This is a genomic window from Buttiauxella noackiae ATCC 51607 (genome assembly GCF_001654865.1).
Classification (GTDB): Bacteria; Pseudomonadota; Gammaproteobacteria; order Enterobacterales; family Enterobacteriaceae; genus Buttiauxella; species Buttiauxella noackiae.
In genome coordinates, this window is the sequence record NZ_LXEO01000012.1 from 1 (window position 1) to 11,484 (window position 11,484).

Below are 11,484 nucleotides of genomic sequence, written 5' to 3' on the forward strand. Positions count from 1 at the left end.
GTATATCAGGACTAGTCAGTAGAGGCCTTCGCGCCTAAATCGGCTGAAGCAGACCCATCGTAGAACTCTTCAATTTCAACCTCTTCTGCTGCGAGGATCCTTCTGGCTATTGAAAGCTCTTGCTGTACTTTTGCCTGAGATTGTAAAACTAAGGATTGTATTTCAACCTTTTGAGCTTCATCAGTCAGTTGCGCTGAAGTTTGGGTAGCATCTGTCGACTTTTTACTAAAAGCTTCAATAGCTTTCTTTGCAGCCAATTCAATAACTAAGCCTGTTGCACCACCATATAGTCCTAACATTTAGCTTTCCTTTATAGAAGGGGGAGTAAAGAAGTTATCGACCACCCAAACGGAAAACTTAATTCCGACCCTATAGTTTTGCATCGAAGGTAAACGCTTTGTACGGTAACAAACATAAAGGGTTAGAAGTCTTGAGGTATCTGTAAATCAATATTTTTCAGTTTTTCCCATATCAATCGCATAAATCGGTATTCTCTATACATCTTTTAATTTCTATCACCTAAGCTATTTCTATACAGTCAAACCCTCCTTATTTCAGTATCTTAAATAGCTCTTTTCGTCATCTGCAAGAGTTTCAGCAGGGTCTATCCTTAGTAAAGACGCCCAAAAAAGCAGCATTTCGTGAATACCCCTGTTATCAGGATGTTGTATTGATAATTGTTATCATTAACATAGGGTGTTGGCTTTTGGGCGGCAAAACATAAAGAGGTGAACTATGGATGTGCAAACCGATAGCTTCGATCCCAGTGAATTTGCCTGGAAGGGACTGACGTTAACCCCTGATGCGAGCGCACATATTCGCAAACTGGCAAGCCAACAGCCTGGCTTCCTTGGTGTGCGTTTGGGCATTAAACAGACCGGCTGCGCGGGCTTCGGCTATGTACTCGATACCGTAAAAGAGCCTAAACCTGACGACCTCCTTTTTGAAACAGACGGCGCAAAACTGTGGGTGCCAATTTCAGCGATGCCGTTTATCGACGGAACGGAAGTCGATTATGTGCGCGAAGGATTAAACGAAATATTCAAATTTAACAACCCGAAAGCACAGCACGAATGCGGCTGTGGTGAAAGCTTTGGGGTGTAGGCGGGATTATGTCACGTAACACTGAAACGTCTGAAGAAGTGCAAACCTGGGCGGGCAGTCATTCTTATAAAGAAGGCTTTTTCACTCAGTTGAAAACCGACGAAATGGCGCATGGCATCAACGAAGATGTGGTGCGGGCAATCTCTGCGCGGCGTAATGAGCCAGAGTGGATGCTGGAGTTTCGCCTGAGTGCCTATCGTGCCTGGATTGAAATGGAAGAGCCGCACTGGTTGAAGGCCCATTACGACAAGCTGAACTATCAGGATTACAGCTACTACTCGGCTCCGTCTTGCGGCAGTTGCGATGACAATTGCGAATCGCAACCCGGCGCTGTCCAGCAACCTGGTAGCAACGCCTATCTGACTGGCGAAGTCGAAGAGGCATTTAAACAGCTCGGTGTTCCGGTGCGCGAAGGCTCGAATATTGCCATGGATGCGATTTTTGACTCCGTATCAGTGGCGACGACTTATCGTGAAAAACTCTCTGAGCAGGGGATTATTTTCTGCTCGTTTGGCGAGGCGATTCATGAATTCCCTGAGCTGGTGCAAAAATATCTCGGCACGGTGGTTCCGAGCAACGACAACTTCTTTGCTGCGCTGAATGCGGCTGTCGCCTCTGACGGCACGTTTATTTATGTACCAAAAGGCGTGCGCTGCCCAATGGAACTGTCGACCTATTTCCGTATTAATGCGGAGAAAACCGGCCAGTTCGAACGCACAATTTTGGTGGCGGATGAAGGCAGCTACGTGAGCTATATCGAAGGGTGTTCGGCGCCGGTGCGCGACAGCTACCAGCTGCACGCTGCAGTCGTGGAAGTCATCATTCATAAAGATGCCGAAGTGAAATATTCCACGGTGCAAAACTGGTTCCCGGGCGATGGCAACACCGGTGGCATTCTCAACTTCGTGACCAAGCGTGCGCTATGTGAAGGGGCGAACAGCAAAATGTCCTGGACGCAGTCGGAAACCGGTTCAGCGATCACCTGGAAATATCCAAGTGTGATTCTGCGCGGTGATAACTCCATTGGTGAGTTCTTCTCAGTGGCGCTGACGGCGGGCAATCAGCAGGCGGATACCGGCACCAAAATGATTCACATCGGTAAAAACACGCGCTCGACCATTATCTCCAAAGGGATCTCGGCCGGACACAGCCAGAACAGCTATCGCGGCCTCGTCAAAATTATGCCGACGGCGACTAACGCTCGTAACTTCACACAGTGTGACTCGATGCTTATCGGCCCGGACAGTGGCGCGCACACCTTCCCGTATGTGGAATGCCGCAACAACACCGCCCAGCTTGAGCACGAAGCGACGACATCGCGCATCGGTGAAGACCAGTTGTTCTATTGCCTGCAACGCGGGATAGCCCAGGATGACGCGATTTCAATGATCGTCAACGGGTTCTGTAAAGACGTGTTCTCGGAATTGCCGCTCGAATTCGCGGTGGAAGCACAAAAACTATTAGCAATCAGCCTTGAACACAGCGTCGGATAAGAATTAAGGGAAAATTATGCTGAGCATTAAAGATCTACAGGTAAGCGTTGAGGATAAAGAGATCCTGCGCGGTTTAAGCCTTGAAGTGAAACCGGGCGAAGTGCACGCCATTATGGGGCCAAACGGTTCCGGGAAAAGTACGCTTTCCGCAACGCTTGCCGGGCGCGACGACTATGAAGTCACTGGTGGTGAAGTCCATTTTAAAGGCAAAGACCTGTTGGAATTGTCGCCTGAAGATCGTGCGGGTGAAGGTATCTTTATGGCGTTCCAGTACCCGGTAGAAATTCCCGGTGTCAGTAATCAATTTTTCCTGCAAACCGCGCTCAATGCGGTGCGTGAATATCGCGGACTCGAAGAACTTGACCGTTTTGATTTCCAGGACTTGATGGAAGAGAAGATCAAATTGCTGAAAATGCCGGAAGATTTGCTGGCACGTTCAGTCAACGTCGGTTTCTCCGGCGGTGAGAAGAAACGTAACGACATATTGCAGATGGCAGTGCTTGAGCCTGATCTATGCATTCTTGATGAATCCGACTCCGGGCTGGACATCGATGCGCTGAAGATCGTTGCCGAAGGGGTGAATTCCCTGCGCGATGGCAACCGTTCGTTCATTATCGTCACGCACTACCAGCGTATTCTTGACTACATCAAGCCTGATTTTGTTCATGTGTTGTATCAGGGCAAAATTGTGAAATCGGGTGATTTTAGTCTGGTGAAACAACTGGAGGAGCAGGGTTATGGCTGGCTTACCGAACAGCAGTAACGGCAACGCCCTGCAACAGTGGCACCACCTGTTTGAAACACAGGGCGAAAAACGTAGCAAAGAAGCTCAGGAGCATATGCAGCAAATGCTGCGCCTGGGGCTACCGACGCGCAAACATGAAAACTGGAAATACACGCCGCTGGAAGGGTTGTTGAATAACCAGTTTGTATTGCCTGTGCCCGAAGCATTGACGGAGATCCAGCGAGACGCGCTGGCGTTATCGATGGATGCGTGGCGTCTGGTATTTGTTGATGGACGCTACAGCCGCGAATTAAGCGACGATCTGACCAACAGTGGTTTTGACGTGAGCGTTGATGAAAACCGCGAGTCTTTGCCTGCGGCGGTGCAGGGCGAAGTGTTTCTGCATCTTACGGAAAGCCTTGCACAAACGGTGACGCATATTCATGTGGCTCGTAACCATAGCCCCGCCAAAGCATTGTTGCTGATGCATATCAGCCGTGGAAGCCCGCAAGGTGAAATGAACACTGCGCATTATCGCCACCATTTATCTCTCGGCGACGGCGCAAAAGCGACCGTGGTTGAGCACTACGTCAGCCTTGATGAGTATGCCCATTTTACTGGTGCACGCTTTACGGCGGAGATTGGTGCAAACAGCCAGTTCCATCATGACAAATTGGCTTTTGAAAATGCTCAGAGTTACCACTTTGCCCATAATGATTTAATCATTGGTCAGGACGCGACGGTTGAAAGCAGCAGCTTCTTGCTGGGAGCCGCGGTATTACGCCACAACACCAGTACCCAATTAAATGGCGAGAATACCCAACTACGTATGAACAGCCTCGCGCTGCCAATCAATAACGAAGTGTGTGACACCCGCACGTGGCTTGAACATAACAAGGGCTACTGCAACAGCCGTCAGTTACATAAAACGATTGTGCGTGATAAAGGCCGCGCAGTGTTTAACGGCATGATCAAAGTGGCGCAGCACGCGATTAAAACCGATGGGCAGATGACCAACAATAACCTGCTATTGGGGCGACTGGCGGAGGTGGATACCAAGCCGCAGCTGGAAATTTATGCCGACGATGTGAAATGTAGCCATGGTGCCACCATTGGTCGTATCGATGACGAGCAGATGTTCTACCTGCGCTCACGTGGAATTAAAGAACAGGCCGCACTTCAGATGATTATCTTTGCCTTTGCCGCAGAGCTTACGGAAAGCATTCGTGACGAGGCATTAAAACAGCAAGTTCTGGCACGAATCGGCCAGCGCTTTGCAGGGGGCGATGCATGAGTTTTTCCATAGAACGGGTGCGTGCTGATTTCCCGATTTTAAACCGGGAAGTGAATGGGCAACCGCTGGTTTATTTAGACAGTGCCGCCAGTGCGCAAAAGCCGCAGGCGGTGATTGACGCCGAGCTGAATTTTTACAGCCATGGTTATGCGGCGGTGCATCGCGGTATTCACACATTGAGTGCCGAAGCCACGCAGCTTATGGAGAATGTGCGCAACCAGGTTTCACGTTTTATTAATGCACGCACGCCCGAAGAAATTGTCTTTGTTCGCGGCACCACCGAAGGGATCAATCTGGTGGCTAACAGTTGGGGGCGCGCCAATATCCATGCTGGTGACAACATCATTATTTCCGCAATGGAGCACCACGCCAATATCGTGCCATGGCAAATGCTCTGCGAACAAATGGGTGCGACGCTGCGCGTGATTCCACTGAATCAGGATGGCACGTTGCAGCTGGATGTTTTTCCAACGCTAATTGATGAACGCACAAAATTGCTGGCTATTACTCAGGTTTCGAACGTGCTCGGAACTGAAAACCCTGTTCGTGAGATGATCGCTACCGCTCATCAGGCTGGTGTAAAAGTGCTGGTGGATGGCGCGCAGGCCATAATGCACCATGCCATTGACGTGCAGGCGATGGAGTGCGATTTCTATCTTTTCTCAGGCCACAAAATTTACGGGCCGACGGGGATTGGCGTGCTGTATGCGCGAGAAGAAATCCTGCAAAACATGCCGCCGTGGGAAGGCGGTGGGTCGATGATTGCCAGCGTTAGCCTGACAGAAGGCACCACTTATGCCGCATCCCCATGGCGTTTTGAGGCGGGCACACCAAACACCGCCGGGATTATCGGGCTGGGGGCCGCTCTACGCTACATAGAGAGCCTCAATCTTGCCGAGGTGAGCGAGTATGAGCGCTCTCTGATGCGCTATGCGCAGCAGGCATTACAAGCGGTTCCCGATTTGACAATCTACGGCCCTGAACATCGTCTTGGGGTAATCGCCTTTAATCTCGGTAAACATCATGCCTATGACGTGGGAAGCTTCCTTGATAATTACGGCATAGCGGTGCGCACCGGGCACCATTGTGCGATGCCGCTGATGGCGTTCTATAAGGTCCCGGCGATGTGCCGCGCTTCATTTGCTATATACAACACTGAAGAAGAGGTGGATCGTCTGGTGGCTGGTTTACAGCGGATTCATCGCCTTTTGGGCTAACAGGGAGCAAGCCATGGCTACATTGCCAGATAAAGAAAAACTGCTGAAAAACTTTAGTCGGTGCAGCAACTGGGAAGAGAAATATCTCTATATCATTGAGCTGGGCGCGCGTCTCCCGGAGTTATCGCAAGCTGAGCATAAAGCAGAAAACATTATTCAGGGCTGTCAGAGTCAGGTATGGATTGTGATCCATCAACAGCCCGATGGTGTCATTACGCTTGAAGGGGATAGCGACGCTGCGATTGTCAAAGGGCTGATTGCTATCGTATTTATTCTCTACCAAAAGATGACTGCACAGGATATTGTCGCGTTTGATGTGCGCCCCTGGTTTGAGAAACTTGAACTGGCTCAACACCTTACCCCTTCGCGTTCGCAAGGGCTTGAAGCAATGATCCGCGCTATTCGTACCAAAGCCGCCAATCTTAGCTAAACTCAAAGAACAGCTTTCATCCTGTTAACGCGAGGTAATTTCATTGCCTCGCATGGCTTTCAGCATTCCGGCATTCAGCCGGTGAATACAGGAATTCAGTATGAAACGCGCGTTCTCTCAAATAACATTATTTTTAATTAGCGCTCTGGCAGCAAGCCAGTCGGCGTGGGCTGTCGATTATTTACTCCCACCACCGGGCAGTCGGATAATCGGTGAGAATCAAACTTATATTGTCCCTAATGACGGTAAAAACCTTGAGGCAGTCGCGGCGAAATATAATACCGGCGTGCTACTACTGCTTGAGGCGAATAACACTGTCGACCCATTCCTGCCAAAACCGGGCAGCGAGATAACTATTCCGTCACAAATGATCCTACCGGATACGCCACGTGAGGGAATTGTCATTAATCTTGCTGAGTTACGGCTGTATTACTATCCGCCAGGTCAGAATCGCGTTGAGGTTTATCCATTGGGGATTGGCCAACTGGGGCGTGAAACCCCCGTGATGGTAACCCGTATCAGCCAAAAGATCCCAAATCCAACCTGGACACCAACTGCTAACATTCGTGCGCGTTCAGCGGCCCAGGGTATTACGCTGCCTGCCGTGGTGCCTGCGGGTCCCAATAACCCTCTGGGGCGATATGCTTTGCGCCTCGAGCAGGGCGGTGGTGAATACCTGATTCATGGTACCAACGCGCGTAACAGTATCGGTTTGCGCGTGAGTTCGGGTTGTATGCGTATGAGGGCGCCAGATATCAAAGCGTTATTTAGCCAGGTTGCCTGGGGCACTCGGGTGCAAATCATCAACGAACCGGTGAAATATAGCATTGAGCCTGATGGCAGGCGCTTTGTGGAAGTGCATCAGCCTTTGTCGCGCAACGATTGGGAAAACCCGCAGACTGTGCCGATTGCAATTTCAGCCTCATTCGGTTCGTTTATCGACAGCCCTATGAGCGACAAGGCGCAGGTCGACAGTGCCATCTCACGGCGAGCGGGTTACCCGGTGCTGGTAAATGCGCCGCAGGGTGTACCGTCGCAACCGGTGAATATTACGCCTATACAGAGCGTCAGGACGACAACAGGTAGTGTGCCAGTAACAAGTAGTGGTGCAAGTGTCATAAGTGGGCAAAGTAGCGTGGTGATGAATTAGTGCGGTATTTCGAGCTGCAGGAATTTAAGGCAAAAAAAATGGCGCACAATGTGCGCCATTTTAATACAAGTACTCTTACTTACGGTAAGAGTGAGCTTGGTTGTCCAGACGCTGGTTAGCGCGTGCTGCGTCGTCTTTAGCAGCTTGAACGTCAGAACGCATTGCGTTCACGTCGTTGCTCAGCTGATCAACTTTAGCGTTCAGAGTCTGAACGTCAGAAGACAGTTGATCAATTTTAGCGTTAGAAGAACAACCTGCCAGCATAGTAGAAGCCAGGATTACCGCGCCCAGTACCAGTTTAGTACGATTCATTATTAATACCCTCTAGATTGAGTTAATCTCCATGTAGCGTTACAAGTATTACACAAACTTTTTTATCTTGAGAATAAATTTTTGATGGGAATGCACTTAAATTTGATCGTTCGCTCAAAGAAACACCGAACCGGGGCTAAAATCTAAAAAAAATAGAAAAAACAGAGGATTTTAATCGGATTCATCTTACTAAATTGCGACTTAAATAGAGCAGGCCGATTTGCTTTTTAATGCGAATTGTCTATTTAACCGAATAAAAAAAGCGCCCGCAGGCGCTTTTTAAGCAAATTATTCGTTCACAGGAAATTTACAGTACGTGAACAGATGCAGTATTGGTGGTGCCACTTGGTACCAGAGCACCAGAAACCATCACTACGATATCGCCTTTACGAGCCAGACCGCTTTCCAGCGCAACTTCTTTACCCAGACGGTAGAAATCATCAGTAGATGCGATTTCTTTAACCAGCTGAGGAACAACGCCTTTGCTCAGAACTAACTGGCGAGCAGTGACTTCGTTGGTGGTCAGAGCCAGGATAGTTGCGTTAGGGAAGTATTTGCGCACAGCTTTAGCAGATTTACCGCCTTGAGTCGCAACAACAACAACTGGAGCGTCCAGTTTTTCTGCAGTTTCAACTGCACCACGGCAAACTGCTTCAGTGATACGCAGTTTACGGCTGTCTTGATTGTTATCCAGACGGCTGGTCATCACGCGGTCAGTACGCTCACAGATGGTTGCCATGATGGTCACAGCTTCCAGTGGGTATTTACCTTTAGCTGACTCACCAGACAGCATGACTGCGTCGGTGCCGTCGATGATGGCGTTAGCAACGTCACCCGCTTCTGCGCGAGTAGGGCGTGGGTTTTTGATCATGGAGTCGAGCATCTGAGTTGCAGTGATAACAACTTTACGTGCGCGAACACATTTCTCGATCATCATCTTCTGAGCGAAGATAACTTCTTCAACCGGGATTTCAACGCCCAGGTCACCACGAGCAACCATGATGCCGTCAGAAGCTTCGAGGATTTCGTCGAAGTTGTTCAGGCCTTCCTGGTTTTCGATTTTGGAGATGATCTGGATGTTTTCGCCGCCATGAGCTTTTAAGTGCTCGCGGATTTCAACAACGTCAGAACGTTTACGGATAAAGGACGCAGCAACGAAATCAACGCCTTGCTCACAACCGAAGACCAGGTCTTGCTTGTCTTTTTCAGCCAGTGCTGGCAGAGCGATGGAAACGCCTGGCAGGTTAACGCCTTTGTTTTCGCCCAGGTCGCCGTTGTTCAGTACTTTACAAACAACATTTTTGCCTTCGATTGCAGTCACTTCCATACCGATCAGACCATCGTCTACCAGTACAGTGTTGCCCACGCTCAGGTCGCTGGTGAAACCTTCGTAAGTTACAGCAACGATATCGCTGTTACCCACAACAGTTTTGTCAGTGGTGAAAGTAAAGGTCTGACCCGCTTTCAGGGAAACGTCGTTGCCGCCTTCCAGTTTGATTGTGCGGATTTCAGGGCCTTTGGTGTCCAGCAAGATTGCTGCTTTCTTACCAGACTTTTCCATCACGTTGCGCAGGTTCTTGATACGCTGACCGTGCTCTTCGTAGTCACCGTGGGAGAAGTTCAGACGCATTACGTTCATGCCAGCATCAAGCATTTTGCTCAGCATTTCTTCGGATTCGGTTTTTGGACCGATGGTGCAAACAATTTTAGTCTTTTTCATGACAGTCTTATCTGTAAGTTGAGAAGGATTGTGGAAATTCGGTTCCGGTAGATACGGGCGCCGGAGCGCAAACTAAAGCTGATATTGTTCATGTGCCACCCGGTAAGGATAGGTGACAGAAATAAAGCGTGCAGAGGAAAGTGTGCTTGCGGTTCAGCCTGCCGGGGATATTGATTGTTTTCTAGTGTATTAAGACAGTTCAATGCGCTGAAACCATTCAAGTCAAGACCTCGCCTATTATAGAGACAACTTCCTGTGAAAGGAATTAAAAACGCTGTTTCAAATTCGGAGTGCGCATAAATACAGCGAAGTGTTATCAATGCGTTAAAGATCTATTAATGAGATGAGTGGTGGAAATAAAAGATAAGGCAGATTAACAGGAATCTTTGGGCAACGAAACAAAAGCATTTTTCGTTATTTGGTTAAAAATTCAAATTTTAGTGATTTATTAAAATTTATTTGCAGAATATACTGTTTTTGTCTGATATTAACGCGAGTAAGACTGAGTTTGTGTATCGGTTCAGGCATGGTGCGCACTCTTTATTCCGGGTAAGTTTGAAAATCACTCCTGCTCTATGTTTCTATTTTCGTGAAGAATTTTTCAATGATTAAGTTTTTGATTCCTGGTTTTATTGTGGTGGCTTTCATCGCAGCTTGCGCGACTGCTCCGGCGAAGCGGATAGCTGAATGTGAGAATCACGGTGAAAGAGCAGGGGTATGTGCGGCGCATGAATGGGATTTTGATTTGGAAAGTCCGTATCCAGATAACAATCTTTCGGTATTGGCAAGCCGCGTAACCGCTCAGAAGTAAGCCGTCACGCGGGCGTTGTTACTGTCTTTTTCTCCTCGGCAAAAGGGAGAGAATCCCGCCTAAAGTGCGCGAGCGACTTTCTCTCCCACCCGGCGTGCCGTTGCTGGCAATATACCTGCCGTCGCCACATAGCCATCGGGATCGAGACAGCGATCCCATTCCAGCGCCTGTTCAATAATGCCTGCATCCCAATATAATTTTTTACGATGATCGCCCTGAGTGGTCAGCGTTGCTTCCATCGTGCCATTAAGCGCTCGATACTGGCGCCAGCTGCCGCCAGGCACAGAAATCACCGATCCCTCTTTCGCCACTATAGTGACTTCTTCTCCTGGGCGATTCCATGTCACTTCTAATGTACCTTTGAACACCATTAACACCTGAACATCCGGACAGCAGTGCAGGCCGACACGTTTTTCGTTCTGAATACGGATCCATTCCACCGAAAAACCATGCGGGTTAAGAATCGGAGGTTCGTTATGACGATCCTGCGATATGCCATAACCAATGACCGGCGCCAGTTCGCCGCCATGCCCGGGTAAGATGGCGTCGAGCAGGGCATTTTCCGACCACTGACGCTGTTCGCCTGTTACAGCGCGTTGGCTCATTTCTTCAACGGAATAATCGCGCAATGCGGCAATATGTTCCGTGCCCAGCGGCTGCAGCAGATCGTTCTCACCGGGTAAAGTGCCTCCAGCTTCAAGGTCAATGAGCATATTATCCCGGCTCAAATACATCCCATATTCGCGAGCCGCATCGAGAATCGATGGGTGCCAGATAATGCCACCGGTGTTATTCCCTCCCAGTACGGTAAACACCATGCCGCAGGTATCGGTTGGGCTGACGTTAGTAAACCCACGGAAAATCCAGGTCGGGATCGACAAAATCGCCGGAGCGCTGAATTCGGCTTCATGCTCGCCATTTGCACCCCAGCGAAAACGCCAGCTCCCTTCATGTATCAGAAACACTTCGGCGGTGAAATGCAGATGCAGATTATTGGTCACCCCTTTAGGCATTGCGGCGGCGCCAATATTAAAACCGTGTGGCTCTGGAATATTGACTACTTGAGAGGCCGACTGCGTCACGCCAGGACCAATAAAGGAATAGTTTTGCTTGAGATGCGAACCCGGTAGTTTGCAGTCGATAAAAGCAACACTACAGGAAACGCGATCTTCCGGGCGCACCAGACGGCGCTGTGCTTCTTCTTGTGTCAGAGTGATGTTTTGCATATT

The 11,484-nt window shown here is 49.3% G+C and carries 13 protein-coding genes; 8 read left to right on the top strand and 5 right to left on the bottom strand.

Translation table 11 applies throughout. The features are described from left to right. Positions 1-11: 11 nt before the first annotated feature. Entirely contained in the window at positions 12-299 is a 288-nt protein-coding gene (locus M979_RS04825; RefSeq protein ID WP_064553953.1) for a hypothetical protein, read from the bottom strand. A gap of 436 nt (positions 300-735) precedes the next feature. On the opposite strand from M979_RS04825, the gene sufA reads away from it, so the two are divergent. From sufA to ldtE, 7 genes are all read left to right on the top strand, one after another. Then, positions 736-1,104: a Fe-S cluster assembly scaffold SufA gene (gene sufA / locus M979_RS04830; protein WP_034455923.1), complete on the top strand. Its 369-nt coding sequence runs from the start codon at positions 736-738 to the stop codon at positions 1,102-1,104. Between the two features lie 8 nt (positions 1,105-1,112). Next, positions 1,113-2,597 (top strand): Fe-S cluster assembly protein SufB, encoded by a 1,485-nt coding sequence (gene sufB / locus M979_RS04835; protein WP_034455922.1) that lies wholly within the window; start codon positions 1,113-1,115, stop codon positions 2,595-2,597. 16 nt (positions 2,598-2,613) lie between these two features. Next, the gene (gene sufC / locus M979_RS04840; protein WP_034455921.1) at positions 2,614-3,360 is read left to right on the top strand and encodes a Fe-S cluster assembly ATPase SufC; all 747 of its coding nucleotides are present in this window, start codon (positions 2,614-2,616) and stop codon (positions 3,358-3,360) included. Then, positions 3,335-4,615, top strand: a complete 1,281-nt coding sequence (gene sufD / locus M979_RS04845; protein WP_064553954.1) for a Fe-S cluster assembly protein SufD — start codon at positions 3,335-3,337, stop codon at positions 4,613-4,615. The genes sufC and sufD overlap by 26 nt, the downstream gene beginning before the upstream one ends. Then, positions 4,612-5,832: a cysteine desulfurase SufS gene (gene sufS, locus M979_RS04850; RefSeq protein ID WP_064553955.1), complete on the top strand. Its 1,221-nt coding sequence runs from the start codon at positions 4,612-4,614 to the stop codon at positions 5,830-5,832. Before sufD ends, sufS begins: the two co-directional genes overlap by 4 nt. Positions 5,833-5,845: 13 nt before the next feature. Then, positions 5,846-6,262: a cysteine desulfuration protein SufE gene (gene sufE / locus M979_RS04855; RefSeq protein ID WP_034455917.1), complete on the top strand. Its 417-nt coding sequence runs from the start codon at positions 5,846-5,848 to the stop codon at positions 6,260-6,262. Positions 6,263-6,362: 100 nt separating this feature from the next. Continuing rightward, on the top strand, positions 6,363-7,412 hold the full coding sequence (gene ldtE, locus M979_RS04860; RefSeq protein WP_064553956.1) for a L,D-transpeptidase LdtE: 1,050 nt from the start codon (positions 6,363-6,365) through the stop codon (positions 7,410-7,412). Positions 7,413-7,487: 75 nt separating this feature from the next. Here the strand turns inward: ldtE and M979_RS04865 are convergent, their stop codons facing one another. From M979_RS04865 to ynhH, 3 genes are all read right to left on the bottom strand, one after another. Further along, positions 7,488-7,724, bottom strand: a complete 237-nt coding sequence (locus M979_RS04865; RefSeq protein WP_034455915.1) for a major outer membrane lipoprotein — start codon at positions 7,722-7,724, stop codon at positions 7,488-7,490. 307 nt (positions 7,725-8,031) lie between these two features. Then, positions 8,032-9,444 (bottom strand): pyruvate kinase PykF, encoded by a 1,413-nt coding sequence (gene pykF, locus M979_RS04870; protein WP_034455914.1) that lies wholly within the window; start codon positions 9,442-9,444, stop codon positions 8,032-8,034. Then, positions 9,441-9,764 carry a protein YnhH gene (gene ynhH / locus M979_RS23995; RefSeq protein ID WP_425338126.1) on the bottom strand — a complete coding sequence of 108 codons (324 nt, stop codon included), beginning with the start codon at positions 9,762-9,764 and terminating at the stop codon, positions 9,441-9,443. Before ynhH ends, pykF begins: the two co-directional genes overlap by 4 nt. Before the next feature lie 284 nt (positions 9,765-10,048). On the opposite strand from ynhH, the gene M979_RS04875 reads away from it, so the two are divergent. Next, the gene (locus M979_RS04875) at positions 10,049-10,255 is read left to right on the top strand and encodes a hypothetical protein (RefSeq protein ID WP_064553957.1); all 207 of its coding nucleotides are present in this window, start codon (positions 10,049-10,051) and stop codon (positions 10,253-10,255) included. A gap of 59 nt (positions 10,256-10,314) precedes the next feature. On the opposite strand, the gene M979_RS04880 is transcribed toward M979_RS04875, so the two are convergent. Continuing rightward, on the bottom strand, positions 10,315-11,481 hold the full coding sequence (locus M979_RS04880) for a cupin domain-containing protein (RefSeq protein WP_064553958.1): 1,167 nt from the start codon (positions 11,479-11,481) through the stop codon (positions 10,315-10,317). Positions 11,482-11,484: the final 3 nt, after the last annotated feature.

Bases quoted from the DNA above. Each gene is read 5' to 3' on its own strand.
- sufC (WP_034455921.1), top strand. From the start codon at position 2,614: ATGCTGAGCATTAAAGATCTACAGGTAAGCGTTGAGGATAAAGAGATC.
- M979_RS04875 (WP_064553957.1), top strand. From the start codon at position 10,049: ATGATTAAGTTTTTGATTCCTGGTTTTATTGTGGTGGCTTTCATCGCA.
- M979_RS04880 (WP_064553958.1), bottom strand. From the start codon at position 11,481: ATGCAAAACATCACTCTGACACAAGAAGAAGCACAGCGCCGTCTGGTG.
- M979_RS04865 (WP_034455915.1), bottom strand. From the start codon at position 7,724: ATGAATCGTACTAAACTGGTACTGGGCGCGGTAATCCTGGCTTCTACT.
- sufE (WP_034455917.1), top strand. From the start codon at position 5,846: ATGGCTACATTGCCAGATAAAGAAAAACTGCTGAAAAACTTTAGTCGG.
- ldtE (WP_064553956.1), top strand. From the start codon at position 6,363: ATGAAACGCGCGTTCTCTCAAATAACATTATTTTTAATTAGCGCTCTG.
- sufA (WP_034455923.1), top strand. From the start codon at position 736: ATGGATGTGCAAACCGATAGCTTCGATCCCAGTGAATTTGCCTGGAAG.
- sufD (WP_064553954.1), top strand. From the start codon at position 3,335: ATGGCTGGCTTACCGAACAGCAGTAACGGCAACGCCCTGCAACAGTGG.
- M979_RS04825 (WP_064553953.1), bottom strand. From the start codon at position 299: ATGTTAGGACTATATGGTGGTGCAACAGGCTTAGTTATTGAATTGGCT.
- sufS (WP_064553955.1), top strand. From the start codon at position 4,612: ATGAGTTTTTCCATAGAACGGGTGCGTGCTGATTTCCCGATTTTAAAC.
- pykF (WP_034455914.1), bottom strand. From the start codon at position 9,444: ATGAAAAAGACTAAAATTGTTTGCACCATCGGTCCAAAAACCGAATCC.
- sufB (WP_034455922.1), top strand. From the start codon at position 1,113: ATGTCACGTAACACTGAAACGTCTGAAGAAGTGCAAACCTGGGCGGGC.